Raw genomic sequence first — 26,988 nt, 5'->3', positions numbered from 1 at the left:
TCAGTGCTTTATATACTATTAAGATATCCGTTGAGACATAAGCCTGAAATGGCTTAACCGCACGGCATTAATTCAATATGTTCTTTATACCTCAACGAGATACTCGTTAATCGGCAACAGTAAAGCGATAAGATGTTTGATGGGCGTATACCTCACCAGGCAATAATATTGAGCTGGGCTGATCCCATTCAGGGTGATTGGGTGCGTCGGGTAAAAATTGCGTTTCCAGCGCCAATGCTGACCGGTTTTTATAGGTCCCCCCAGAACGGTTCGGGGTCCCGCCTAAATAATTTCCCGTATAAAGCTGCAGAGCAGGTTGCGTGGTTTTTATTTCAAGGGTCACTTTTTTATCCGGTGAAACACATTTAGCCGCCACTTTGCTGCCATCCTGATGCGCCTTGTTGATTAAAAATGAATGATCATAACCGCCGACTATCTTCTGATCCTGGCAACTTAAGAAGTCCTGACTGATTTCTTTCAGCGCGCTAAAATCAAAACGACTGCCCGCAACAGGTTTTATATGCCCGATAGGAATGCCCGTATTATTCACCGGCAGATAGTGTTCGGCGGCAATAAACAACTGATGCTGTAAACAGCATTGCCCGGACTCGCCCATCAAATTAAAATAAGCATGATTGGTCAGGCTCACGGGACACGCTTTATCCGTCACTGCCCAATAATCAATGGACAGTTCATTGTCATCGCTTAAGTGGTAGGTGACTTTAACGTCTAAATTGCCTGGGAAACCCTGGTCGCCATCTTTGGATAAGAGTGTAAAAGTAACGCACTGATTATTGAGCTGCTGTGCGTGCCAGCGGCACTTATCAAAACCTGTCACGCCACCGTGCAGGGTATTATTCCCTTGATTTTTATCAACTTGATAATGTTGCCCGGCAATCTTAAATTGTCCGCCGCTAAGTCGGTTTGCAAAGCGGCCAATCGTTGCGCCAAGATAAGCTTTCTGACGTAAATGATCATTCATAGTCGTGACGCCAAGAATGACGTCGCGCATTTGATCGCCAACAGGAATTTCACAGCTTAACCAAGTCGCACCAATATCCATCAGTGTGATACACATACCCAGCCTGTTTTTTAAAACAAAAATTTTAGCGGGTTGACCATCAAAAGCGGGATCAATACTCATGCTTTTCTGTAACTGTTCTGCTCGACTTAGGGTCATATTGTTTCTCTGTCATATTACTTTTTTTGTTAAATTACTTTTCACTCTTCATTTGTCATTTTTCTAAGACAATGCCCGCGCCCACACTTGCATTGCAAACATAAATAGACGCGTCTAATCCTGTCGCTGCAGAGTACTGACTAACCACGGCCGCTTTCACACCATCAACCAGTTCACTTGGGATCAAGGCCACAATGCAGCCACCAAACCCGCCCCCGGTCATACGGACACCACCTTGATCCCCAATTTCTGTTTTCACAATATCAACCAGTTTATCGATTTCGGCGACTGTAATGGCGAAATCATCGCGCATAGAGGCATGGGATTCCGCCATTAACTTGCCCATTAGGCTAATATTATTTTCACTTAAAGCTTGTGCTGCCTGTAATGTACGTGCATTTTCGGTGATAACATGACGCGCACGTTTTGCGACAACTTCATCTAATTCTGCAATACGCGCATTAAACTGCTCAATACTCAGATCGCGTAACGCCTTCACGCCGAATACGCGTGCAGCTTCTTCACATTGAAGTCGTCGTGTATTGTATTCACTGTCCACTAGACCGCGTCTTTTATTGGAGTTAATAATCACTATCGATAAATTTTCCGGCATAGAAACCGCTTTTGTCTGCAGTGAACGACAATCAATTAACAGCGCGTGATTTTTTTTGCCCTGCGCGGAAATAAGCTGATCCATAATGCCGCAATTACAGCCTACAAATTCATTTTCTGCCTGCTGACCGTTTAATGCGACTTCTGCCTGACTAATATCAAGGTCATAGAGTGTTTTAAATGTTTGCCCAATCACCACTTCTAATGAAGCCGATGAGCTTAAGCCCGCACCCTGAGGGACATTGCCGCTGACCACAATATCCGCACCTTGAAATTTAAATCCTCTGGAGAGCAAAAATTTAACCACGCCCCGCACATAATTAGCCCACATTTTATCTTTATTAAATTCAATCGGTTGTGTTATATCAAAGCTATCGATCGCATTGCCGTAATCAACAGAAATAACGCGCACTATATTGTCTTCACGCTTAGCGGCAGCCACCATAGTTTGATAGTTAATGGCGCAGGGTAAAACAAATCCGTCATTATAATCCGTGTGCTCACCGATTAAATTAACCCGGCCCGGTGCTTGAATAATGTCCGTTGCTAAGTAATTAAACTGCTTAATAAAAGCATTTTTTACATTTTCAATTAAACTAATCATCATTTTCTCTCAATTATAAAGGCTTCAAAAACACGTTTTTTGTTATTATTTTTGTACTAACTTTCCAGGTAATGAATATCACTTACATCACGTAATTTTTGAGCCGCCTGTTCAGCGGTTAAATCACGCTGACTTTCGGCCAACATTTCATAACCGACCATAAATTTACGGACGCTTGCTGAACGCAATAACGGTGGGTAAAACAGGGCGTGCAGCTGCCAATGGTCGATATTTGTGCCAGCTTCAAAAAACGGCGCATAGTGCCAGCCCATTGAATAGGGGAATGAGCATTGGAATAAATTATCGTAACGGCTGGTCAGCTTTTTAATGGCCAGTGCTAAATCATCGCGCTGTGGATTGGTTAATTCACTCATGCGGCGAATAGGTGTTTTTGGTAACAACATAGTTTCAAAGGGCCATGCCGCCCAGTAAGGAACAACCGCCAGCCAATGCTCGGTTTCAACCACGGTGCGTTCACCATCCTGTAACTCGGCTTGCACATAATCCATTAACAGGTTTGATCCATGTTCTTCAGAGTAAGCTTTTAATAAGGTTTCTTTACGTTCAATTTCATTGGGTAAAAAGCTATTTGCCCATATTTGTCCGTGCGGATGTGGCTGTGAGCAACCCATGGCCGCGCCTTTATTTTCAAACGCTTGTACCCATAAATAATCTTTACCCAATTCTTCAATCTGCTCGTTCCAGGTATCGATAACCTTGCGGATTTTATTCACCGGCAGCTCAGGGAGTGTTTTACTGTGATCTGGTGAAAAACAGATAACGCGACTTAACCCGCGTACGCCTTGCGTTTTAAACAATGGATTTGCAGAAACAGGTGCATTCGGGCTGTCAGGCATTAACGCCGCGAAGTCATTGTTAAAAACATAAGTGCCAACGTAATCCGGATTTTTATCACCGGAAATGCGTTCATTGGTGGGACATAAAAAACAGTCTTTATCGTAACTTGCTAATGTTGCAGTTGCAGGTGCTTCATCTTGACCACTCCAGGGGCGTTTTGCGCGGTGCGGAGAGACTAATATCCATTGCCCCGTCAGTGGATTATAACGACGGTGCGGGTGGTCTATTGGGTTGAAAGCGATGGTTGTCATAGTGTCCTCTTCTGTATGCTGCACCACTCGCTAATATTGCGGGTGGGGAATATTTATAGCAGGTAAAAATAATGGCCAGTAAGGGTTAAGCTTTTGAGTAACCCTGTGGATTCTTCGATTGCCAGTGCCAGGTATCTTTGGTCATCTCCATGATTGTGCGGTTTGCCTTCCAGCCCAGCTCTTTTTGTGCTTTTTGGGGATCAGCACAGCACTGCGCAATATCACCGGCGCGTCGCGGGAAAATATTATAAGCGACAGGTTTACCGCAGGCCTTAGAAAAGGCATCGATCATTTCTAGAACACTGCTGCCTTTGCCTGTGCCTAAATTGTAAATATGTAAGCCTGCTTTTTTGCCCACGGCTTTAAGTGCTGCAATATGTCCGTCTGCCAGATCCATGACGTGGATATAATCGCGTACACCCGTACCATCTGCTGTTGGGTAATCATCACCAAAGACGGCTAAGGATTTACGACGTCCAACGGCAACTTGTGCAATAAAGGGCATTAAGTTATTTGGAATCCCTTCTGGATCTTCACCCATAGTGCCCGATGGGTGGGCGCCGACAGGATTAAAATAACGCAATAAGGTAATGCTCCAATCGGGCTCTGCGGCAAACAAGTCAGACAGGCACTGTTCAACAATATATTTACTGCGGCCGTAGGGATTTGTGGTCGCACCCGTTGGTGAGCTTTCAGTGATCGGCACGACCGCCGGATCGCCATAAACGGTTGCTGATGAGCTAAAGACTAAACTTTTCACACAGGCTTTACGCATCGCACCAGCCAGCACCAGCGATCCATTCACATTGTTATCATAGTACTCGAGTGGTTTCTGTACCGATTCACCGACGGATTTGAGCCCGGCAAAGTGAATAACCGAGTCAACATCGTGTTCGCTGAAAATACGATCTAATAGATGCTGATCACGAACATCACCTGGGTAAAAAAGAGGGCGAATCTGCGTTAACGCTTCAATACGATCTAATACAGTCAATTTACTGTTGCTTAAATTATCGACAATAATAGGCTCGATACCGGCTTCAATCATTTGTATGCAGGTCAAGCTCCCTATGTAACCCATTCCCCCTGTCACTAATACTTTCATACTACATTCTCCCAAATGTGGGTGGTTATAAATACGGCAGGAAAACCGCTGTTATTGCGTTTACTGACCATAAGGGTGGTGACTATTCCTTGCATATTAATGGGACTAATTGTTGCAGGTTACCCCGTTAGCGAGTCAAAATGCAGCAACAAATTAGGCATATAAGCTACGAACACAATAGTCAAAATAGACCAATAAAAAATGGCTACCCCATCAGGCAGCCGGCAATAAATGCTTTATCGTTTTTTCAAGTGCAGCATAAGCGCTGATTCCGGATCAAGAATAGGCAAGCTCAGCCCGATTTCTTTCAGGCTTTCACCGCTTAAAGTAAGGGTTTTATCTAACCATTTAGGGCGTTGCTTCATTAATTGGAAGCTGTTTTCAGGGGTCTCAACTAAGTTAACTTGATATTGAGCCGTTGTGTCGATGCAGCTAATGCGCAGTGGTGACGGCAGTGCATAATCGGGCATGGTTAATTGACAGACGGTGATTAGCATTTCATCGTTATTATGGACGCCATAAATATTTTGACTATTATCTGCAGTATCGACACGGAAACTGCGACCGCTATGTAATAAGTGACGGTATTGTTTATGCAGTGCAATATATTTAGCAAAGGCTTGTCTTTCCTCTACCGGCACTTTAACAGGATCCAATTCCACTCCCATGTGCCCGCTTAATGCTGTCATACCGCGCATATTGATATGATGAACACGGCGTGTTGTATGACTTTCTTCCGGGCCGATATGGGTGCCCATCACTTCCGGTGGGAAGAAGTAGCTCATGCCGCGTTGGATAGTTTGACGCTCTAACGCATCATTACAATCCGATGGCCAGAAACGATGAGTACGTTTGAGAATTTCAAAGTCAATGCGTCCGCCACCCGATGAACAGGATTCAATTTCAACTTCCGTGTGGACCGCTAATAATTTATCAAGCAACGCGTATAAGGCGTTAGTCTGCCCACTGACCGCCGGTTTACCCTGATGTCCAGGTTGTACTAACTCACGGTTCATATCCCATTTTAGGTAAGAGATATTGTAACGTGTTAAGAGATCGTTTAAGCGTTCAAACAGGTAGTTGAAACATGCTGTATTTTGTAAATCCAGCACATATTGCCAGCGACCAGAAGGTTGATGGTAACCCTGTAACGCTAAAACCCAATCCGGATGAGCGCGGTACAGCATTGATTCCTCGCTGACCATTTCCGGCTCAACCCACAAACCAAACTCCATATCCAGATCGTTGACGTGTTTAATAACGGGCTCTAAACCATTTGGATATTTTTCCTTATCAAGGTACCAATCACCGAGTGCCGCACGTTCCCCATGTCGCCCAATAAACCAGCCATCATCAATAATAAAGCGTTCAACACCCATTACAGCGGCTTCATTCGCCATCTTCATAATGTATTGTGGATCATGCTCGAAATAGATACCTTCCCAGGTATTCAGGTGCACCGGACGGGGTTTATCCTCTGGGAATTTAATAATATTATCACGCACAAAACGGTGGAAGTGCTCAGAAATACCGTTAAGACCCGCTGCACTGTAAGTTGCGTATAACCAGGGGGTGCTATAACTTTCTAATGCCCCTAAAACAACTTCTCCAGAGAGTAATAATTCACCCGCCTGCACAAAACGGCGACCGTCACTTCTTACATCCGCACGCAGTTGATGGTTACCACTCCAACCTAAATGAAAGCCCCAAACTTGACCATTTTGTTCATTAAAATGATCGCTGCCGACAAATAGACCAGGAAAATTTTCGTGAGAAGTTCGACCACGACGGTTTTCCTGCATAAAACCACCGTGCGCGAAACGTTGACGATGGGTTTGGAATTCACGACTCCAACGACCGTGGAAAGACATCAGTTCATTAGCATGGTTTGGCAGGGGCAGGGTAGAAGAAAGCTTGGTTAAAGAATATTTAGTCTCACCGGTGTTAATAACTTTAATACGTTTTTGGATAACATCACTTTCAAAATCCAGTTTTATTTCAATCTCTAACTGCAGTTTGGCAACCTTATCCTGCAGTTTAAAGACGACAGACTGCGCTGCCAAATCCTGATCAAATACTTCAAAAACAGGGGCCCAATCAAAACTTTCACGATGACCTTCCAGACCGGGTGCATTAAAATGACCACTGCCTAACTCAGGACATAAAGAAAGCGGCACATCAACATCAAGGCGCGCTTGGGGAATAGGCCGCTCGGTAGCGAGCAGAATATCGGGATCAATCTGATTTATTTTTGGCCCCCAATGAAGAATTTCAGGGGTAGTTTCAACCTTGATGATCAAGCTGCAGTTTTTGCTGGTAAGATGAATGATATTTTTCATTTGATCCTCTAGGTTTTTTGTTTGCGAAAACATATTTGGTGATATTGGCACGTACTGCCTTTTTTAAACAATTAATGCGCCAAAAAATGTGTTATAGATCAAGTATAATTTTATTTTTTGTGCGCTACGTCATTTTTTTTGTTTTCGGAAACATATTTTCCAGAATATCTGCCTTTAAAGTGTATAGTCAAGTGGACGTAAAAAGGGTTTTAGGCTGGTGGATTTTACATCTGGCAACTCAATGATACTTATCAATTAACCAGAAAAGGTATCATCAAATAAGCCGTTCTTTACCCATGATATTCAGAACACTAATAGCAAAAAAATGCGAGCACTTAACTTAGTTAAAAGTCATTGGGCTGCCTATTTATTTAGATTGCCAACCTCATTGATTTTTCTCCGTTACCATTTTTGGAGATACAAAATGAGTGCTGATTGCAGATCGAGAACAGACCCTGTTGATCCGATCTCGGTCAGGTCGTTATCGCTTGAGTCTTTATACAATTCCTTCATCTTTTTTTGCATAATAAAAAGAGAAAAATAAAGATTATCGATTGTTTATTGGTGTATAAGGAACGCTATAATTGCAAGCAATACAGTGTTAAGTGCTCGTCTCGAGCAGGGATCAATATTATAATTTTTCATGATTTTAAGAGGGTTGGAGGCAGATAATGAATGTGACATTTAAGGACGTAGCTGAGCTGGCTAACGTATCAACGCAAACTGTTTCGCGTGTTACCAACGGTTCGCTGAACGTTGCCCCTGAAACCAGAGAGAAAGTTAATGCGGCTATTAAACAATTGGGATATATCCCTAATAAAGGTGCGCAAATATTAGGGCGGGCAAAGTCAAAAATGATTGGTCTCGTGACCCTGGATATTTTGTTACATGGCGCATCATTGCTTGCCAATGGTGTGCGTAAGCAGGCAAAAAATCTGGGTTACGGTACTTCCTTATCCGTTATTGCTGATCCTGCTATTGATAAAATAACGACAGCAGTCGATGATCTCAAAGCGCAACGTGTGGAATTTATTATTATGAATATTCCACTGAGCAGTGATAATGCTGAAATGTTGGTTGTGCAGTATTCGAGTATTCATTTTGTGTTTATTGATGTGCCACCAGACAGCCAGGTCAACTCGGTATCAGGCGCTAGCTATAATGGTGCAAAAATAGCGGCTGAATTGATGCTATCGTTGTGCCGAAAACGCCTATTATTCATTAACGGTCCTCAGGGCTCCAGTGCATCGCGACTTCGCCTGCAGGGCTGGTTAGATGTTTTAAAAGAGGATGCGGACAGCAAAATTATTAATCAGTTTGAAGGAGACTGGCGAGCTAGCAGCGGTTATCGGTGCATGCGTCAAGCGCTCAGCGACGGTCACGATTTCGACGGTGTGCTGGTGGCCAATGACCAAATGGCGCTGGGTGTACTAAGGGCATTAAGTGAATTTAATTTAAGCGTACCCCAGCAAGTATCCGTTATTGGTTTCGATGATACTGTCGATAGCGCTTATTTCACGCCACCATTGACCACTATTAAGCAGGACTTTTTAACCATTGGCGAACGCGCTGTTTTACTTGCCTTTAGCGTGGCGGATAAAGCAAAAAAATCCTACCGGCATGAGTCTATTGTGACCGAGTTGATTGAGCGAAAAAGTACGCAAGCTTATCGACCCCCGCAGGCTAATGAGCAAAAAATTAAGGTGCTGCTTAAGCAAATTGAAAAGTTACTTATTGAATAACCTGTATGAGTCAAACAAAAAATAAAGCGGATTGAGTCGCCATTAGGCTACTCATCTGCAAGCCCTTTTACTTTTATAACATCGGCGTCGCTATTGAAATAACCCATTAAAAGTAGTTGGGCTGTTTAGATTAACAGCGCTTTCTTACATTTTCAGCAGTATTACTTTAGGTTTATCCGGTTTTAATTGAGCAGCTTTGCTTAACAATATGCGAAGCACATATTGGTATAAACAATCCAATAAAGAAGTTGATCATCGATAGCTTTATACGATGGTGTAATGATACGAATCAAAGAATTTTTAACAGAGTAATGTAATGCAGTTAAAATATTGCAGGGCAATCAATAAATGAAGGATTGAAGTGGGTATAAAATGAGAGGCTAACAGCATAGCTGCTATTCTCTCATTTTTTTGCAAGGGTTTCTCAGCTTAACTTAATAATTATTGCCTGATCCAATCTTTCATTGCTTCTTTAAGATCATTCGATTCTCTGCCAAAAATTACTTGAATTTTTTTATCTGCACTCTGAACAACCACACCATTAGCACCCAGTTCTTTTAACTTCACTTGATCTACATCTTTTATTTTTTTAACCAACACTCTGAGACGCGTTAGGCATGCATCCAGTGCCAGGATATTTTCTTTACCCCCAAATGCGCCCACTAAATCACCGCCAATCCCCATTTTTGGATTAGCATCCATCCAATTTTGCATCTCTTGTCTATAATCGTCGGACTTAGTGCCTAATAATACTTGAATAATATTGCCAATGATCACAACCCCCAGCGCGCCTAGTTCTTTCAGATGAGCTTGATCTACCTTTTTTGTTTCTTTAACGGAAATTCTTAGACGCGTTAGACAGGCATCGAGTTGTTCGATATTTTGCTCACCACCAAGCGCAGTGATAAGCTCTGCGGCCATTTTTGAGTCTGAAAGGTTATTTCGCATATGTTATCTCTTCTGTCGTTTAATAAAATGTAGATATTCGGCTCTGCTTTATATTGAATCTTGTTTAGCGATTGTCAAAGGTGACATTCTTTCAATTATCACCTTTTATTAAACAACACTTTATATTAAAAAATAGGGCAGTAACTGCTAAAGCAGTATTGTTATAACCATTAGATTAAGACAATTTTACAACAAAAAAGTGAACCTTCTGAAAATTCGCTCAAACATAAAAACCCGTCTTAACATTGCTAAAATAAAGCAGTTAATTCTTTCTGATAAGCTTAGCTCGTGATACAGATACCTTTCCCGTCAAACAGATGAATATTGTCGCTCGTACAGCTAAGTTGCAGCGTTTGGAATTTTTTAACTTCTTGATCGCCAGGAAGGTGCACGGTAAAGACATCAACGCCTGAAGATTGGCCATACATATAGGTGCTGTTACCCAAACGCTCAACGACTTCACTGTTGAATGTTAGCTTAATTTCGGCTTCCCCATGAATAAGCAGATGCTCAGGTCGAATACCAAAGGTCAGGGGATCACCAATATTTATACCTGTTTTCGGTGTAGGAATAATTAATTTCTGATTATCCGGGGTGGTCAAGGTGATGCTATCATCAGATGTGGCTGTGACCGTTGTTGGAATAAAGTTCATCTTCGGAGAACCGATAAACCCTGCAACAAATTCGTTTACTGGTTTATGATAAAGCTGTAATGGCGAGCCTACTTGTTCGATGCGACCTTCACGCAGTACCACAATTTTGTCTGCCAGTGTCATTGCTTCCACTTGATCATGGGTCACGTAAACCATGGTGTTTTTCAGCTCTTGGTGAAGTTTGGCTATCTGCAAACGCATTTCCACACGAAGTTCAGCATCCAGGTTAGACAGTGGTTCATCAAACAGGAATACCTTAGGATCTCGAACAATAGCACGGCCAATGGCGACACGTTGACGCTGTCCCCCGGAAAGCTCTTTTGGTTTACGTTTAAGGTGTGCATCAAGCTGTAATGTCTTTGCCGCAAGGTTGACTTGTTTAGAAATTGTTTCTTTAGTGTGGCCGTTCATTTTTAAGCCGAAGCCCATATTTTCTTCAACCGTCATATGCGGGTAAAGGGCATAGGATTGGAATACCATGGCGACACCACGCTCAGCGGGATCAATATCGTTGACCAGTTTGCCGCCAATATAAATTTCACCTTCTGTAATATCTTCAAGGCCGGCGATCAGTCGCAGTAAGGTTGATTTACCGCAACCAGAGGGTCCAACAAAGACCACAAATTCACCATGACTTATTTCTAAATCAATACCATGGATAGTTTGCACATCGTCAAAACGTTTAATGACCTTCTTAAGTGTAATGTCTTCCATTACAAGCTCCTTTTTATGGATAATTTATATACTGGTATCTAATGTGGTTCTCAAGATATGCTTTTTGTTAAAATTTGTTAGTCAATAATATTCATTTGTTGATCTATATCATGTTTATGGAATGTTTAGGAGTCATTTTGTGACATTGTTTGCGAAATCATACCTAGCCAGTATTAATGCCATATCCAATTGCTTTATATTGATTGCACTGCCTTTACAGCCATGTTTTCAGAAACATCATGTACTGGTGTAAAGGTTTGATTAGGTTTTACTATCTTTAATCCATCGTGTTTGTTGTGAGCTTTCATAAAAATTGAACTTGATTTCTATGTAAATATTGATCACAAAGATGATGATAATTGTGCAAGTCTCGAAACTCGGAAAGGTGGAGTGTTCAGTGAAAACAACGTACCCAAAAAGCCGATTGCCTTCGGTTAGAAAAAAAAGGCGAATTAGTGCGAAATTATCTCCATGGCTGTTTTTAGCCCCGGCAATGATAATTTTTTCTGTTTATGTGTTATATCCCATCTTATCCAGTATCTCGTTAAGCTTTTACAACTGGGATGGTATGGGAGAAAAAACCTGGGTCGGTTTTGGCAACTATGTTGAACTATTTGATTCGGACGCTTTTTATACCTCTTTGAAAAATAACTTATTATGGTTAATTTTCTATATGCTTGCGCCGCCCCTTGGTCTGCTAATTGCACTTTTCCTAAATCAACAAGTTAAGGGCATTCGGATTGTAAAATCCCTGTTTTTCTTTCCTTTTGTTATCTCCCAAGTGGTGGTCGGTTTAGTGTTTGCATGGTTTTATGACCCTAGTTTTGGCCTGTTTAATATTGCCATAGGCGCATTGGGTTTTGAGCCAGTAGCCATTCTGGCGAACGAGGATTATGTCACTTTCGGGATCATTGCTGCGGGTCTTTGGCCGCAGATAGCGTACTGCATGATTCTTTATATGACCGGGCTTAATAATCTTGATGCAGAACAATTAGAAGCCGCACGTTTAGATGGCGCTAAAAGATTAAAAATGCTCTGGTATGTAGTGCTGCCCCAACTAAGACCCGCAACCTTTATTGCGATTGTGGTGACTATTATTGGTGCTTTACGTTCATTTGACCTTGTGGCAACGATGACTGCGGGCGGCCCATGGGGTAGTTCGTCAGTGCTTGCCTATCAAATGTATGAAGAATCTATCTTTAACTATCGCATGGGTTACGGTGCTGCGGTATCCGTCGTGCTGTTCTTAATCATGGATGTTTATATCGCATATTTCTTATGGCGTATGCTAAGGAGAGAAAAATAATGTTTCCCAAACCAATAAAAAAATCAGGCCGCTTTGCCAATATAAGCTACCGCGTTGCCCTGCCTATTTCGATTGTACTGTGGTTACTGCCGTTAATTGCCGTAATGATAACGTCTATTCGTTCGATAGAAGATATTAATAAAGGTAATTACTGGGGTTGGCCGGAGTCGTTTAACTTTATTGAAAACTATACCGAGGTATTTGTATCCACTTCGATGGGACAGTATCTGCTTAACAGTTTGCTTATTACCTTACCTGCGGTTGCCGGTGCCGTTGCACTGTCGACATTAGCCGGTTTTGCACTGGCGAAGTATAACTTTAAAGGCAATGTTTGGATCTTTGCCGCCTTTATCGGAGGTAACTTTGTACCTTTTCAGATTCTGATGATTCCAGTGCGTGATTTGACCATCGACTTAGGGCTTTACGATACGCATTGGGCACTTATTTTTTTCCATATCGCGTTCCAAGCCGGTTTCTGTACGCTGTTTATGCGCAACTTTATTGTTGGTATTCCAGATGCATTGATTGAAGCTGCGCGGGTTGAAGGGGTCAGTGAATGGAAAATATTCTGGCACATTGTATTACCCCTGGTGCGTCCCGCATTAGCGGCACTTGCCGTACTGGTATTTACCTTTATTTGGAATGATTTCTTCTGGGCCTTAGTCTTAGTGCAGAGTGATGAAGTCCGTCCGGTTACCGCCGGGTTAAGTTCACTGCAGGGACAGTGGTTATCATCATGGCAGTTTATGTCTGCCGGTGCTGTTGTTGCCGCGGTTCCGCCCGTGCTCCTGTTCTTTACCATGCAACGCCATTTTATAACCGGTTTAACCTTAGGTGCGACAAAAGGATAACCATGTAACGCCATTTTATAACAGATTTAACCTTAGGTGCGACAAAAGGATAACCATGTAACGCCATTTTATAACAGATTTAACCTTAGGTGCGACAAAAGGATAACCATGTAACGCCATTTTATAACAGATTTAACCTTAGGTGCGACAAAAGGATAACTATGCATGCCAGTTTGTTTTCTCGGCTGGCAAAATAGTGACGCACATACCGCAAGGTATGAATATTCATAACATGTTGAGAATAAGCTAACCCGCTTATTTTCATCAAACAACAACGAGCATTTTGCTCGCCAACAAGGACCTCAATATGAAATATGTAAAACATATTGCTGCATCGGCAATACTTACCGCAACCCTCGCTACATCGGCTTATGCAAGTACGCTTGTGATTAACTCTGATGCCTCTGACCCTGCTCCAAAAGAAGCATGGGGTGAGATCATCAGCCGTTTCGAAGTTGAAAATCCGGACATAACGGTTAAGTATAATCTCTATGACCATGAATCCTATAAAACAACTATCCGTAACTGGTTGGTCACTTCACCACCCGATGTGGTTTTCTGGTATGCGGGTAATCGAATGAAAACCTTCGTTGATCGTGGCCTTTTTGAAGATGTCAGTGATATCTGGGAAAAGAATGACCTTCAGGCTGATTTTACCTCTGCCGCTGCTGCGATGACCGTTGACGGTAAACAATATGGTGTGCCATATACTTATTATCAATGGGGTATGTACTACCGTAAAGATATCTTCCAAAAGTATGATATTGCGGAGCCTAAAACATGGGACGAGTTTAAATCAGCTGCGGCAACACTGAAGAAAAATGAAATCGCACCCTTCACTATCGGCACTAAATTCCTATGGACGGCCGCGGGTTGGTTCGATTACCTTAACTTGCGTACAAATGGTCTAGATTTCCACATTAAATTAATGGAAGGTAAAATTGCTTATACCGATCCGCGGGTTAAAAAAACCTTTGAAAATTGGAAAGAGATAGTAGAGCCGGGTTATTACCTGGAAAACCACGCCGCTTATTCTTGGCAGGAAGCACAACCATTTTTGTATAACGGTCAAGCCGCTATGTACTTGATTGGTAACTTTATTACTCCAAGCTTCCCGGAAGAGCTTGACGGTAAAATGGGCTTCTTCCAGTTCCCATCTATTGATCCAGCGATTCCAATGGCGGAAGATGCACCCATGGATACAATACATATTCCTTCTAAAGCGACCAATAAAGTTGATGCACGTAAGTTCCTTGAGTTTGTTGCACGTGCAGAAAATCAGGAACTTATCAACAAAAAAATGTTGCAGATTCCAACCAACAATAAAGCGGCTGTTAAAGATAATGAGTTCTTAAACACCGGCGTGAAAATGTTGAATGAAGCAGCGGGCACCGCACAATTCTATGATCGTGATACTGATCCTGCGATGGCTAAAGCTGGTATGAAAGGATTCCAAGAGTTTATGGTTCACCCTGATCGCCTTGATAAGATACTTGAACAACTAGAAAAAGTGCGTCAGAGAGTGTTTAAATAATCTGTTAGCGCGTTAATTGGTAGTGAGCTTAACGCAGTTTAAGTTCATTACTTCCTTTTACATTCTTTCCTACAGCTCCCATCTCATCGCTCTCATCGCTCTCATCTTTCGCTTGCAGCTCATCGCTCATGAGAGTCACCCGAATAGCAAAGGTATCTAATTCACCAGATAAAAATATTTTTCTATTGTGTAACAGCACAAATACACGATCATATTTGGCGATAATATACATTTTTGATTAATATGGAATCTCAATAAAAAGATTGACTGTTTAGCCTTTCGGTTTGAATAAAGACACCTCCAACACCATAATAAAAAAGAGCAACCATCGATCTGCTCCGCACCACAGCGAAAGGCTCATATTTTGAATTGTGTGCTGACAGTTTAATAATAAACGAGAAATGTATGACGTCGCTCCCTCGTTGAGATAAAAAAAGTAATGTAAGGTAAAACATATTTTAGGTTTAAGTAAAAATTTTCTGTACTCTACCTGTAACCCAGTTTTTGAGCTAAATCAGCCATTTTTTTGTCTGCCCTTAGAGATCAAGCCCTATTCAATATTAACAAAGAACATGAATATTAATTCATATTAGGAAAAGCACTTGAGTAATAAAACGCCACAGATTAATAATCAACAAGATGATAATAACGCACGGTTAGAGCTTGTTATTAATGCTACCGGTGTGGGTATATGGGATTGGCAGGTTCAAACCGGGGAGTTAACATTCAATAAACGCTGGGCAGAAATTATTGGTTATACCTTTGATGAATTACAACCTATTCAATTTGACTCTTGGGCTAGTAACCTTCACCCCGATGATTTAGTAAAAGCTAAAAGTCTACTAGCACAACATTTTAACGGTGAAATCGATTTTTATGAGCTTGAAGCTCGAATGAAGCATAAATCGGGGCACTATGTGTGGGTGCTGGCTTCGGGGAAATTAGTCGAAAGGGATGAGCAAGGTAAGCCAAAGCGCATGATCGGTACGCACTTAGATATTAATGAACGAAAAAATAACGAAGAGTTGATGATTGTAACCAGTCAGTTGCTGAATGAATCACAGCAAATAGGGCGCTTGGGAGGATGGAAATTAGATTTAAAAACAGGTGATTTGTTTTGGACCGATGAAACTTACCGAATACATGAAACGTCTCCAGAGGAGTTTAATCCTACGGTCGATGCTGGTATCGGTTATTTTTTGCCTGACTCGCAAAAGATTATTTCTAAGGCTTTGGATGAGGCAATCAATAATGGAATAGGTTATGACCTTGAGTTACAAACCTATACCACTAAAGGTAGAAAAATAGATGTAAGAACGACATGTATTGTTACTCAGGAAGACGGAGTAGCTGTTCGCCTAACGGGGATTTTTCAAGATATCAGTGAGCAGAAAGCCAATCAGAGAAAATTAGAAAAAAGTAATCTTGATTTAGCGAATGCGAACTCGGCACTAAAACTATCAGCACATTATGACCCGTTAACAGGATTACCTAACCGGATTTTATTAGCCGACAGAATTCAACAGGCCGTGGCAAAAAGCTTGCGTAATGACAAATATGTGGCAGTCGCGTTTATTGATTTAGATGGATTTAAAGCAGTTAATGACAGTCATGGTCACACTATTGGTGACGAATTATTGAAAAAAGTTGCGAAACGATTAAAGCATGTGTTGCGAGAGGGGGATACCTTATCGCGTTTTGGTGGCGATGAATTTGTGGCGGTCATTGATAATCTCTCTGACCCTCGCGAAAGTGATTTAATCGTGTTGCGTATGCTTGAGTCGGTTTCTTCTACGCTGGTGGTTGAAAAAAAATTATTAAAAATTTCTGCCAGTATTGGGGTTACATTCTATCCGCTAGACAGTGCTGGCCCCGAGCAGTTGTTAAGGCATGCGGATCAGGCTATGTATATGGCTAAGCAGCAAGGAAAAAATCGCAGTTATGTTTTTGATATAGAACAAGACGTGGCCATAAAACACCATAATGAAGCGTTAAAAAGAATAGCTCAAGCGTTAAAAAATAATGAGTTTGCACTTTATTATCAACCTAAAACCGACCTCAGAAGCAATCGAGTTGTTGGGGTCGAAGCCCTCATTCGTTGGAATCATCCTGACAGAGGAGTACTTGCTCCAGCTATGTTTTTACCTGCGGTTGAGCATGATATATTAGATATCGAAATAGGAAAATGGGTCATCAAAACGGCTTTGCAACAATCTCAAAACTGGCTATCTTCGGGGACTGATATTCCAATCAGTGTGAATATCAGTCCCCTGCATTTACAGCATGCAGAATTTGTTAGTGAATTGAAGAGGATGCTTGATCAGTATCCTAATATCAACGCTGGCAGTCTTGAATTTGAAATTTTAGAAAGCAGCGCACTGAAAGATATTGAGTTAGTTTCAAAAGTGATGAAAGAGTGTAACCAGCTTGGGGTGCGTTTTTCAATTGATGATTTTGGTACAGGTTATTCTTCATTAACCTATTTAAAGCGTTTGCCCGCCGAAACTTTAAAAATAGATCAATCATTCGTGAGAGACATGTTAATAGATACGGACGATAAAGCAATTATCCAAGGAATCATTGAATTAGCGAAAGTATTTAATCTTAAAGTGATTGCTGAAGGGGTCGAAACACCTCAGCATGGAGAGTTATTACTCTCTTTGGGCTGTTACTTTGTACAGGGGTATGGCATTGCGAAACCGATGCATGAAAACGATGTCTTAACTTGGTTAGTTAAGTGGGAAAAAACTCCCTGCTTAGTTGATGGACGTGTTTAACTAAATATGTCGGCAATCGTTCCTGCTGTCATTGATGATCTAAGCTTCAAGGGTAGCTATGCAAGTGGCCTAAGGGGCAGGTCTGAATAGCACTGCATTAAGCCTAACACTATGAATAATAGTTTTTTTAAAGTAACGTTACATTCTGCTACAATTCACTCATTAAAAGCCCCCAAAAACACAGGCGTTATTTCTTAATGCAGTGCCATTCAGTCTTAACCCTAGCGTGTATGAAATTGAGATCTTAAAAGCAGTCGTTAGCAAAGATCATATGCATCTTTTAGTTTTAACTTTTCCGATTTAAAAAATATGATAGGGGGCTAGAGGATATTTTTGCGTCACAAATTACAATTATTGAGGGTTTACACTTATTAACTGATGTTACAGAGTCAGTCCCAAAATAGAATGGGGCTTACAGCACAGCCTAAAAATAGTAACTTATTGCTCTATAACAATGTGGTGCGTAATATCAGTTATTAACAGTAGTAGGCCTGTTTAACTGATGTTAAGAAAGTGTTCTAGGTTTCCTCTTGCTTTTTAAAAATTTAATATTAACTTTTAGGGTAAAAATAAGAATGAAAATGTTAATAATTGGTGCGAATAGTGCCTTATCTACACTTCAATTTACTTTAAACCACAACTTACCCAGGAAAACAGATGTGTCTGTTTTTTGCTTAAATGCAAATGGGAAAGTAAATGGTGATGAAGGAATGGTTTTTTACGGTGCACCTAATTCAGTATGTGGTTCGGTCAAAATAAGCGATAGCTCAATTGAATTTGATCTCAATACTGTCCCAAGTAACATTAAAAATTTTGCGATAACGGCAACATTAGATCAGGGAGTTTTTGGAGAGCAGGATGACATTAAATTAAAAGGAACTGATTTTGAATGTTTATTAGAAACACAAGATCGTTCCGAAAAAGCGCTCATTCTTTTAGATATTTACAAACATAATAATGCATGGAAAGTACGTTTTGTGGGACAGGGATTTAATGGTGGACTGCAGCCTTTAGCTGAATTATATGGCGTTGATGTTGCTAATGATACTGGTACTGATGGTACTGATGTTGCTGATCAAACTCCGCGTCCTAAGCCAATTGCTCCACCTATCAATCTTAGTAAAATAAGCCTCACTAAATCAGCACCCAAAGTTGATTTACCCAAACGCGCTGGTGATTTAGGTTTAATCAAAGTAAATTTAAATTGGAATAAAAAAGCGGGTGGTTTCTTCGCTTCTAAAACTGACTTATATTTTGGGGCATTTATTGAATTAAATAATGGTGACCGTAAAATTATACAAGTTTTAGGGAATAGCTTTGAATTTTCCCCTTATATAAAATTGTTAGCTAATGATCGGACAGGGGCAAGCCAAAATGGTGCATGGTTACATATTGATGGAGATAAACTCCAAGATGTAAAACAGATTGTTATTTTTACTTTTATTTATAAAGGCGTTGCTAATTGGGATAAAATAGGTGCACAAGTTACTTTGCATGTTCCTGGCATGCCGCCTATTGAAACTAAATTGACAGAGCAGAATAAAAATAAAAATTTTTGTGCTGTTGCGGCAATTTCTGTCAATAATGGTTTTGTTAATGTAGAACAATTAAATCGATTATTTTCGGGGCACGAAGAATGTGACGCAGCCTTCGGATGGGGATTTAACTGGAAATTTGGCACTGAATAACCTTATCAATTGATGATCATTTTACCGAATGGCTTTATTTATATCTAAAATTTTTTGAAATAATTAAGAGGGGCATAAGAACAAAACTCAAATAATATAGAGCTACCATCACTTTTATTGAACGGACAATAGAAGCGATAGTAATGTGCCTCACGTGATATGTCTAAGTTCATTTTACGAACCCAATCAGCTAAATTGCTCGGGTCATGTCATGAGGGGCTGTGTAAAAAAGATCTGACCCCATCCCTGATGGGTGACCCCAGCACCCAGAAGTTGCTTATTACCATCTTTATCTTCGATAGTAACCACATATTTTACACAACAAAATATGTGGTTATGCTATATTTCCTACGTTAGAACAACATTTTTTATGTCGCAATAATAATTAAAGTCTTTCTGCTTAAGCTCTATTTCACAATAGGATACGTTGGGTAAAACACCCCACACATCTGCTGTGCAATCCGAATGACCTGATGACTATAACCAAACTCATTATCATACCAAACATATAAATTAACACGTTTATCACTGGTAATCGTTGCTTGCGCATCGACAATACCTGCATGTGAGTTACCAACGAAATCGGTTGATACAACCTCTGAAGAGTTAACCCAATCGATTTGCTTTTGAACTGAAGAGTACAAAGACATTTTACGAAGGAAAGCATTAACACCATCAGTCGTAATATCACTTTTTAGGTTCAAAGATAAGATAGCCATAGATACATTTGGTGTAGGAACACGAATAGAGTTACCCGTTAGTAAACCTTCCATTTCAGGAAATGCTTTAGCAACGGCAGAAGCAGCACCTGTTTCTGTAATGACCATATTCAATGCAGCGGCACGACCACGTCGATCACCTTCGTGATAGTTATCAATTAAGTTTTGATCGTTAGTATAAGAGTGGATCGTTTCTACGTGACCATTAATAATACCGTATTCGTTATCGATCATTTTCAATATTGGCGTAATAGCATTAGTCGTACAAGAAGCTGCTGATAATATAGTATCCGTATCTTCAATCACGTTATTATTAATACCGTAAACAATGTTCTTAATATCCCCCTTACCTGGAGCTGTCAATAATACACGAGAAACCCCTTTTGCTTGCAAATGACGTTCTAGACCAGCTTGATCACGCCAGATACCGGTATTATCAATAACTAATGCGTTTTCAATGCCAAATGCTTCATAATCAGCATTTTCGGGGGCGTCTGAATAGATAACCTGAATGTAATTACCGTTAGCAATAATCGCATTCTTTTCTTTGTCTATAGATATAGTTCCTCGGAAAGAGCCGTGGATAGAATCCCGACGCAATAGACTTGCACGCTTCTCAAGATCATTTCCTTTACCTTTACGAACCACAATTGCACGTAAACGTAAACCATTACCACCGCCTGATCTTTCAATAATAAGGCGTGCTAACAAACGACCAATACGACCAAAACCATAAAGCACTACATCACGATTTTCTTTCGTCGCAGGGCTATTTTGACCAAGCGCATCATTAAGCTCTTTATTCAAGAAAGCCTCAAGATCACTACCATTCACTTCGTTACGGAATTTAACCGCAAGCTTACCCACATCAACATGAGCGCGATCTAAATCCATCGACATCATTGCATTAATGATTGGAAACGTCTCTAGTACAGAAAGCTCCTTGTCTTCCATATGACGAACAAAGCGATGGGCTTTCAATAGGTCAATAACAGAACGATTTATAATTGGGCGACCGTATATAGAGGTAACAATGTTCTTTTTACGGTACAAAGCGCCAATCATTGGAATCATAGTTTCTACTGTCGATTCACGATCTGACCAATCTTGCATACAGGTATTAGAAATAACTTGGTTCATGCGTCTACCTTTCATTTTTAACAATATTTTATGACAAAGAGCTATATAACTACCCATTATATCAAAATTAGGTATAAATTATGCCTGTTTGGTTCGCTTTGACAAAGTAAAACCTTAAATGCACTAGTAAAAGTGAGACAGCGGAAAGGTTAAAGTGCCATTAGTGTCAAGTTTTTCATTTTGCAGTGTCAAATGCTCGCAATAGGGTTATTATCTAATCTTATCAATCAAGTGGTTACACAACGAAAGACTTGACCCCATCGCCTGTGCTCAGGTAGCCAATAAGGGAGCTTTGCTTGGAGATGTGTACTATTGCAATTGTGGACACCTATGGTTGCTACTCAAATAAATTGAGTCAGGTTGATAAGATCACAACTATGCTATATTGAGACAGGCTGCTGGCAAATATGGGCAGTCTGTTGGATTGAAACCTATCTTTTTTAAAAGGAAAATATGTTATGAACTTACTTAGAATTGCATCTCCAATTATTTTCTCCATGTTGCTACTCGCCATCCCTGGCGCATCTGCGGCGGACGACAACGAAAGTAGCGCGACGCGCACTATGGCAGAATTTATGATCAATCTGCAGCATTATGCAAGCGAAGCTGACAAAGTTAAGTTGGAAAAAGTGGCTGTCGAGGCCACTACTACTGCTGATGAGAAAATTATTGCACAGGCACTGTTGAATTTTAAACACAAGGCTGCCGACACGGACAAACCCAAGCTGAAAGCGATTACAGAAGATGTAACTGCACCTGCTGCAGTTAAAGACTTAGCTAGCATTTTGCTGAGTCTAAATCATCACGCTACCGACGCAGATGCCGCAAAGTTGAAACAAATCACAAAGTAGTTCACGCCGGCAATAACTAGCTGGTAATAGATGGACAGCTATCTAATTGACTAAATATTAATCTGCTTCTATATTTTTTCAGACACTATTTTGAATGATTAGGAGCTCATTATGACGCGATTTCGTGCAACACAAGTTTCTCTGGTTGATACCCTTACTAAGTGAATAACATCCCTGTTATTCACTTCTTCGAAGTCAGCTGAAGCTGTTATAAGAATCACGAGGGCGAAGTCTTTCGTCTTGCAGAGTCAAATACTCGCAATAGGGTTATCATCTAATCTTATCAATTAAGTGGTTACACAACGAAAGACTTGACCGCATCTCTGGTAGCCGCATTGGTTATTCGTAAGCTTTCGCTTGTTAGCGCTTTGTGTAACTTGCATTGTTGGTCTTCCGCCCTTGACGGCGTGTAGACGATGAGAAATAGAAACGCAGTTTCGCAGTTCGAGGGAGTCATGCTCTTTCAACAGCAAAAGAAAACAGGTCACGCAGAGCTTAGCCCGCTCATGACATTATGCTGTCGCATAACTCGCCCAAAAGAATGCCGTATACAGGGACGGCAAAGCCTGTCCCGCTCATAATCCTGAACTGTCGTTCAATTCGCCTAGACGTTTTTTATTCTTGTCTGCTCAATAACTTCTTAACGCACCGGCTCGGACAGCACATCCATGTGCAGAGCCGAGCCTAATGAAATCTTCCATGATTTCCTTTGCTAAAGTCATCGAGCAAACAAGAAAAACGTACGGAAATTACCTAGCCGCATTGGTTTGGTTTATTTATCAAAAGATGTGGATGTCCCATCTTTTTTATTTCGCCCGTAAAGCGAATAAAGAAGATAATTGCGCCGGTAGATTTTATTCGCTGCCATCCATGGCGCTCACCCTGCGGGCCAGCCAAAGCTATTCCAATATTTTCCCTAAATATTTTGGTGGGAGGGGCGCTTTAAATCGCAGGCGCTATTAGATGAAAATGCGTTGCTTACCTGCATGGCTTACGTTGATTTGAACCCAATACGCGCCAAAATGGCCAATAGCATAGAGCGCTCAGAATACACCTCTGTCCATGAGCGAATCCATGGTAAAGCCAGTCAACAGATCACCGCGGCACCCGAAAATGTCTCTATCAAGCCTTTATGGTTTTGTAGGCGATGAGGCTCAGCAGTCATCCGAAGGGATCCCTTTTTCGCTGATTGATTATCTGGAATTACTGGATTGGACAAGCAGAGTATTACGGAATGATAAGCGGGGTGTGATACTAGGGTCTCAACCACAATTACTTCATGTATTAGGGATTGATGATGAAACCTGGTGTGAATTAGCGAATAATTTTGGAAAAAATTATCATGAGGCAGTAGGATCGTTAGAAGAATTAGCTTCTTACGCTGAACATACAGGTAAATTTTGGATTGCCAAGAAGAATATCTTGCATCGATATTTACATTAACCCCTTGATTTAAAATATTTTAATCTCGCCTTATGGATCTCCGCTCGTTGAGGTACTTAAACACGCGTTAAATTCAGCCCCTTTAACTACTTAACCCGATCTCAGGTTAGTTAATGCTGTTGAGTATGACGAGTAATGTTTCATATCAGAGTTATAAGCATCAGCTGCAGGACGACAATACATACCTGAGTCATCAGCAAACTTCCAAGTATTAATATCCACTTTTTCTAATTGAGCTGCTAACTTTAACCAACTTCCAATCGTTTCAGTTGAAACATATTGAGTTCCCTCTTCACCTTCATATCGAACCTGGTTTTCAAGGTATTCACAATATGTTGCTAGCTCAAAGAGGTGGGCATCTAACTCCCTAAAACTGACACAAGTTGGACACTTTAATTTAGTCACGGGGACTCCTTGAATGCTAACAGCTTATAAGCATCACTATGCAGGAAAAGCCACGATACCTATCTCATGATAAATAATCACAACAACATCTATTTAACCTCAATAAATCAATGTGTTAAGTGAAAATTTAGGAAATTTTCACTTTGGGATAGGTGTTAATGTGCCACCTATCTCATTTTAAAAGAAGATCATAACCTATTGATTTATAATTTAAATTTACTAACTCTCAAATATAACCTGCAGGGTGATGCCTATCACTGGAAAAATCTTTAAAATGGCACACTACAAATCAACGGAGTCATCCATTAATAAGTTCCGGTCATGCCGGTATGTAAGTTTCTCTGGGGTTTTTTAACTAGGTATTAGGAATGTTTTATATCATGAGCCGACAGCCGACAGCCGACAGCCGACAGCTCGCCACTCGTAGCCCGCAGCTCGCCTTCTCGCAGCCCGCAGCCGAAAGCCCACAGCTGATCGCCGACAGCCGACAGCCGACAGCCGATCGCCGATAGTCTTCAGCTCTCCGCCAGTGACTCTTTCAGTTTTTCCATGCCCTGATCGATACTCACAATAGGTTGATAACCAATATCATTTTTAGCGGCGCTGATATTGAAATAATGGCTAGTTGACAGCTGACGTGCGACAAAACGAGTGATAGGGGGCTCTTTTTTAATGTTCAAATACAAATAAACCCACTCCAGTGTGGCACCAATAACATAAGCAAGCGGCGCCGGAATACGTGCGTCGATTGGTTTTAAACCTTGGCAAGCAAGAATTTTATTAAGCATTTCTGCCATCAATATTGGTTGATCGTTACTGACAAAATATGCTTTTCCTGCACAGTTTGGGTTTGCTTTACTTAGGTTAACAGCCGCTAAAAGATGCGCGTAAACCGCGTTATCAATATAGGTAGTATCGACCAGCTTGTCTGTTTTACCCACCAGTTTAAGCCGTCCCGATTTGGCCCGTTGTAATACGCGAGGCACAAGGTGCGGATCGCCCGGTCCCCAAATAAGGTGGGGGCGAAGAGCAACCGTTTTAAGCGCTGCTGAATTTGAGCCTAGGATTTCGGCTTCTGCAATCGCTTTAGATAAAGCATAAAAGTTTAAAAAATTATCAGCGTAGGGCTGAGATTCGTCGATTTCGTTTTCATCTTTCCCCGCAAAGGTCACACTGGGTGTGCTGGTATAAACCAAGCGCTTTATATTAAGGTCTTGGCAGACACCGATAATATTTTCTGTCCCTTTAATATTGGCACTAAAATAAGACTCCATAGTGCCCCAGACTCCGGCTTTCGAGGCGACATGAAAGACCAAATCAGTGCCTTTCATGGCATCAAAAAGAGATTTTTTGTCAGATATGTCACCTTTAACCATGGTCACGCCCATTTGCTCAAGCTCGGGGTAATCTCCACGTGCAAAGCCAATAACATTAATATCAGCAGAGCGTAAAAAACGGCACAATGCTTTACCTAAAAAACCACCTGCACCAGTCACAAATACCTTTTTAACCTGTATCGATAAACGCCTTAAAACCAGCTGTTGTTGGTCATTCAAGTGGCTGAATGTTGGAATTTTATTGACTGGCATAAGGCTTCTGCTTAATCTATTAGTTGTTTTTCTGCCCAAATGGCTAATTTTTCACGGTATATTTTTGCGTTATGGCGAATATCCATGGGGAATTTTTTATGAATTAAAAACAGTGTAATACCTACTGTTTGATTATGCTTATCGGCTATTTTATGCAACTCTGCAAATAACGTTTCAGCTGTTTGTGCAGATTTATTATACAGCTCAATACATAATAAAGGGGTTGTTTTTCCATCTATTTTGACAGCAACCAATGCACTGCGTTTAATGGCTGGATGAGTATTAAAAATACGTTCACAGGGAATGGAATAATAACTTTTTTTAATTTTAAGATGATTGGCATCAACACGATGTGCTTTTCGGCCACACATCCATAATTGCCCATCGGAATCGAGATAACCTAAATCACCCATACGGTGGTGTGGTCTTTTAATATCTTCTATTTTAGCGGCAAGTGTAGCATTTTTTCGTTGATAATAGCACTGGCTTACTTGTGGGCCCTGAACCACAATCTCACCGATTTCATAGGCCGGCAATCTAAGATCATCTTGCCAGGTTGTGATGGTTTTTTCGGTGATGTTAATAATAGAAACAGTCATACCATCAACGGGATAACCAACACAAATCCCGCCGCCTGCATCGGTGATGTCTGTTGTTTTGAGTAAGGCTACGCTGCCAATTTTACTGACTGGTAAGGCTTCGGTTGCACCGTAAGAAGTGAGAATTTCTACCCCTGGGTTAAGTAACGTAGTGAACCGTTCAATGGAAGACAAGGTTGCGGGTGCACCCGCTGAGATAACGCGCTGCAGACTTTGCAGTTTCATCGCGCGTGACTTACCCGCACGGCCTAATAACTCTATTAATGCCGGATTGGCAAAAAGGTTGGTACAGTGATATTTGTTAATGGCAGCAAAAATATAATCGGGATTGGCGGTTATCGGTTTACTGGCATCCATTGCTGGAATAATTGATGCCATACCCAGTGCCGGACCAAAAAGTGAAAACAAAGGAAAGGTCGCTAAGTCCCGTTCTCCATGGGTTATCCCATAATCATTTCTTAAGACGGTGATTTGCGCTTCAAACATTCGGTGGGTATAAACAACCCCTTTAGGTGAGCCCGTACTGCCGCTGGTAAATAAAATGGCCGCCATTTGATCCGGTGTAAGTTTAACCATGGGGTAGGGGGTTTGTGCGCTGCAATGATCAATTATTTGAGTTAGGCTAGTACCTCCCCAAAAACTGGCCCCCCCTACGGTAATATTGTATTTAATGGCGTCTTTGCCCCAGCCGAATAGTCGCCGGGCAATATGTGCTTTGGGAATACCAATAAAAGCGTCCGGATGTACTTCTGCGATACACTGTTTGAGGTTTTTAATGCCCATTCCAGGATCTATTAATATCGGTACTATTCCCGCTTTGAACAGTGCAAAGGTTAATGCAAAAAAGTCTACACTGGGTTTGACCATTAAGACCGCTTTATCGCCACTTTTTAAGCCAAATTGATTCAGTGCATGGGCTATTCGATCACTGCGTTTATTCAGGGTGGAAAAATCTATCTCCTGATAAGTCAGCTTATTAAATCGTTTTTTTTGAACCGCAACTGCTAGGGAGTCAGGGAAAGCCGTTGCCGCATCGATTAAATGACGGCAAAAGTTGCAGTATTGATGATCGGACATAAG

General features: G+C 41.2%; 21 protein-coding genes. 9 read left to right on the top strand and 12 right to left on the bottom strand.

What is annotated here, in order from left to right; all coding sequences use genetic code 11:
• Window positions 1-106: 106 nt before the first annotated feature.
• From galM to PING_RS10445, 5 genes are all read right to left on the bottom strand, one after another.
• On the bottom strand, window positions 107-1,180 hold the full coding sequence (gene galM, locus PING_RS10465) for a galactose-1-epimerase (protein WP_011770342.1): 1,074 nt from the start codon (window positions 1,178-1,180) through the stop codon (window positions 107-109).
• Between the two features lie 55 nt (window positions 1,181-1,235).
• Window positions 1,236-2,396 (bottom strand): galactokinase, encoded by a 1,161-nt coding sequence (gene galK / locus PING_RS10460; RefSeq protein WP_041767157.1) that lies wholly within the window; start codon window positions 2,394-2,396, stop codon window positions 1,236-1,238.
• Window positions 2,397-2,452: 56 nt separating this feature from the next.
• Complete coding sequence (locus PING_RS10455) at window positions 2,453-3,505, bottom strand: UDP-glucose--hexose-1-phosphate uridylyltransferase (RefSeq protein ID WP_011770340.1); 1,053 nt, start codon at window positions 3,503-3,505, stop codon at window positions 2,453-2,455.
• A gap of 85 nt (window positions 3,506-3,590) precedes the next feature.
• Window positions 3,591-4,610, bottom strand: coding sequence for a UDP-glucose 4-epimerase GalE (gene galE / locus PING_RS10450; protein WP_011770339.1), 1,020 nt, complete (start codon window positions 4,608-4,610; stop codon window positions 3,591-3,593).
• A gap of 236 nt (window positions 4,611-4,846) precedes the next feature.
• Window positions 4,847-6,949 (bottom strand): alpha-galactosidase, encoded by a 2,103-nt coding sequence (locus tag PING_RS10445; RefSeq protein WP_011770338.1) that lies wholly within the window; start codon window positions 6,947-6,949, stop codon window positions 4,847-4,849.
• A gap of 671 nt (window positions 6,950-7,620) precedes the next feature.
• Here PING_RS10445 and PING_RS10440 point away from each other — a divergent pair.
• Window positions 7,621-8,691 (top strand): LacI family DNA-binding transcriptional regulator, encoded by a 1,071-nt coding sequence (locus PING_RS10440; protein WP_011770337.1) that lies wholly within the window; start codon window positions 7,621-7,623, stop codon window positions 8,689-8,691.
• Window positions 8,692-9,132: 441 nt separating this feature from the next.
• Here the strand turns inward: PING_RS10440 and PING_RS10435 are convergent, their stop codons facing one another.
• Both PING_RS10435 and PING_RS10430 read right to left on the bottom strand, forming a co-directional pair.
• The gene (locus PING_RS10435; protein WP_011770336.1) at window positions 9,133-9,639 is read right to left on the bottom strand and encodes a glucose PTS transporter subunit EIIB; all 507 of its coding nucleotides are present in this window, start codon (window positions 9,637-9,639) and stop codon (window positions 9,133-9,135) included.
• 281 nt (window positions 9,640-9,920) lie between these two features.
• Window positions 9,921-11,006: an ABC transporter ATP-binding protein gene (locus PING_RS10430; RefSeq protein WP_011770335.1), complete on the bottom strand. Its 1,086-nt coding sequence runs from the start codon at window positions 11,004-11,006 to the stop codon at window positions 9,921-9,923.
• Between the two features lie 397 nt (window positions 11,007-11,403).
• Between PING_RS10430 and PING_RS10425 the strand changes: the two genes are divergently transcribed.
• The 3 genes from PING_RS10425 to PING_RS10415 all read left to right on the top strand — a co-directional run bounded on the left by PING_RS10425 (window position 11,404) and on the right by PING_RS10415 (window position 14,697).
• Window positions 11,404-12,312, top strand: coding sequence for a carbohydrate ABC transporter permease (locus tag PING_RS10425; protein WP_232279354.1), 909 nt, complete (start codon window positions 11,404-11,406; stop codon window positions 12,310-12,312).
• Window positions 12,312-13,163 carry a carbohydrate ABC transporter permease gene (locus PING_RS10420; RefSeq protein ID WP_011770333.1) on the top strand — a complete coding sequence of 284 codons (852 nt, stop codon included), beginning with the start codon at window positions 12,312-12,314 and terminating at the stop codon, window positions 13,161-13,163. Before PING_RS10425 ends, PING_RS10420 begins: the two co-directional genes overlap by 1 nt.
• 307 nt (window positions 13,164-13,470) lie before the next feature.
• Window positions 13,471-14,697: an ABC transporter substrate-binding protein gene (locus PING_RS10415; protein WP_011770332.1), complete on the top strand. Its 1,227-nt coding sequence runs from the start codon at window positions 13,471-13,473 to the stop codon at window positions 14,695-14,697.
• Window positions 14,698-14,725: 28 nt separating this feature from the next.
• Here the strand turns inward: PING_RS10415 and PING_RS10410 are convergent, their stop codons facing one another.
• On the bottom strand, window positions 14,726-14,929 hold the full coding sequence (locus tag PING_RS10410; protein ID WP_011770331.1) for a hypothetical protein: 204 nt from the start codon (window positions 14,927-14,929) through the stop codon (window positions 14,726-14,728).
• 370 nt (window positions 14,930-15,299) lie between these two features.
• On the opposite strand from PING_RS10410, the gene PING_RS10405 reads away from it, so the two are divergent.
• Together PING_RS10405 and PING_RS10400 are read left to right on the top strand one after the other, a co-directional pair.
• Window positions 15,300-17,474: a putative bifunctional diguanylate cyclase/phosphodiesterase gene (locus tag PING_RS10405; protein WP_011770330.1), complete on the top strand. Its 2,175-nt coding sequence runs from the start codon at window positions 15,300-15,302 to the stop codon at window positions 17,472-17,474.
• Window positions 17,475-18,049: 575 nt separating this feature from the next.
• Window positions 18,050-19,162: a TerD family protein gene (locus PING_RS10400; protein WP_011770329.1), complete on the top strand. Its 1,113-nt coding sequence runs from the start codon at window positions 18,050-18,052 to the stop codon at window positions 19,160-19,162.
• Window positions 19,163-19,569: 407 nt separating this feature from the next.
• On the opposite strand, the gene PING_RS10395 is transcribed toward PING_RS10400, so the two are convergent.
• A complete protein-coding gene (locus tag PING_RS10395; protein WP_011770328.1) occupies window positions 19,570-21,021 on the bottom strand; it encodes a glyceraldehyde-3-phosphate dehydrogenase in 1,452 nt (483 codons plus the stop codon).
• A 458-nt stretch (window positions 21,022-21,479) separates the two neighbouring features.
• On the opposite strand from PING_RS10395, the gene PING_RS19500 reads away from it, so the two are divergent.
• The 3 genes from PING_RS19500 to PING_RS10380 all read left to right on the top strand — a co-directional run bounded on the left by PING_RS19500 (window position 21,480) and on the right by PING_RS10380 (window position 23,315).
• Window positions 21,480-21,872, top strand: coding sequence for a hypothetical protein (locus PING_RS19500; protein ID WP_011770327.1), 393 nt, complete (start codon window positions 21,480-21,482; stop codon window positions 21,870-21,872).
• Window positions 21,873-22,559: 687 nt separating this feature from the next.
• Window positions 22,560-22,835, top strand: a complete 276-nt coding sequence (locus PING_RS10385; RefSeq protein ID WP_157035348.1) for a hypothetical protein — start codon at window positions 22,560-22,562, stop codon at window positions 22,833-22,835.
• A 150-nt stretch (window positions 22,836-22,985) separates the two neighbouring features.
• Window positions 22,986-23,315 carry a hypothetical protein gene (locus tag PING_RS10380; protein ID WP_157035347.1) on the top strand — a complete coding sequence of 110 codons (330 nt, stop codon included), beginning with the start codon at window positions 22,986-22,988 and terminating at the stop codon, window positions 23,313-23,315.
• 90 nt (window positions 23,316-23,405) lie between these two features.
• Here the strand turns inward: PING_RS10380 and PING_RS10375 are convergent, their stop codons facing one another.
• The 3 genes from PING_RS10375 to oleC all read right to left on the bottom strand — a co-directional run bounded on the left by PING_RS10375 (window position 23,406) and on the right by oleC (window position 26,985).
• Window positions 23,406-23,720 carry a hypothetical protein gene (locus PING_RS10375; RefSeq protein ID WP_011770326.1) on the bottom strand — a complete coding sequence of 105 codons (315 nt, stop codon included), beginning with the start codon at window positions 23,718-23,720 and terminating at the stop codon, window positions 23,406-23,408.
• Between the two features lie 515 nt (window positions 23,721-24,235).
• Window positions 24,236-25,309, bottom strand: coding sequence for a 2-alkyl-3-oxoalkanoate reductase (gene oleD / locus PING_RS10370; protein ID WP_011770325.1), 1,074 nt, complete (start codon window positions 25,307-25,309; stop codon window positions 24,236-24,238).
• Window positions 25,310-25,320: 11 nt separating this feature from the next.
• Entirely contained in the window at window positions 25,321-26,985 is a 1,665-nt protein-coding gene (oleC, locus tag PING_RS10365) for an olefin beta-lactone synthetase (protein ID WP_011770324.1), read from the bottom strand.
• Window positions 26,986-26,988 lie beyond the last annotated feature (3 nt).

It is taken from the genome of Psychromonas ingrahamii 37, assembly GCF_000015285.1.
Lineage (GTDB): Bacteria > Pseudomonadota > Gammaproteobacteria > Enterobacterales > Psychromonadaceae > Psychromonas > Psychromonas ingrahamii.
The sequence above is the reverse complement of the archived record's forward strand: the minus strand, read 5'-3'. Positions and strand labels throughout refer to the sequence as shown.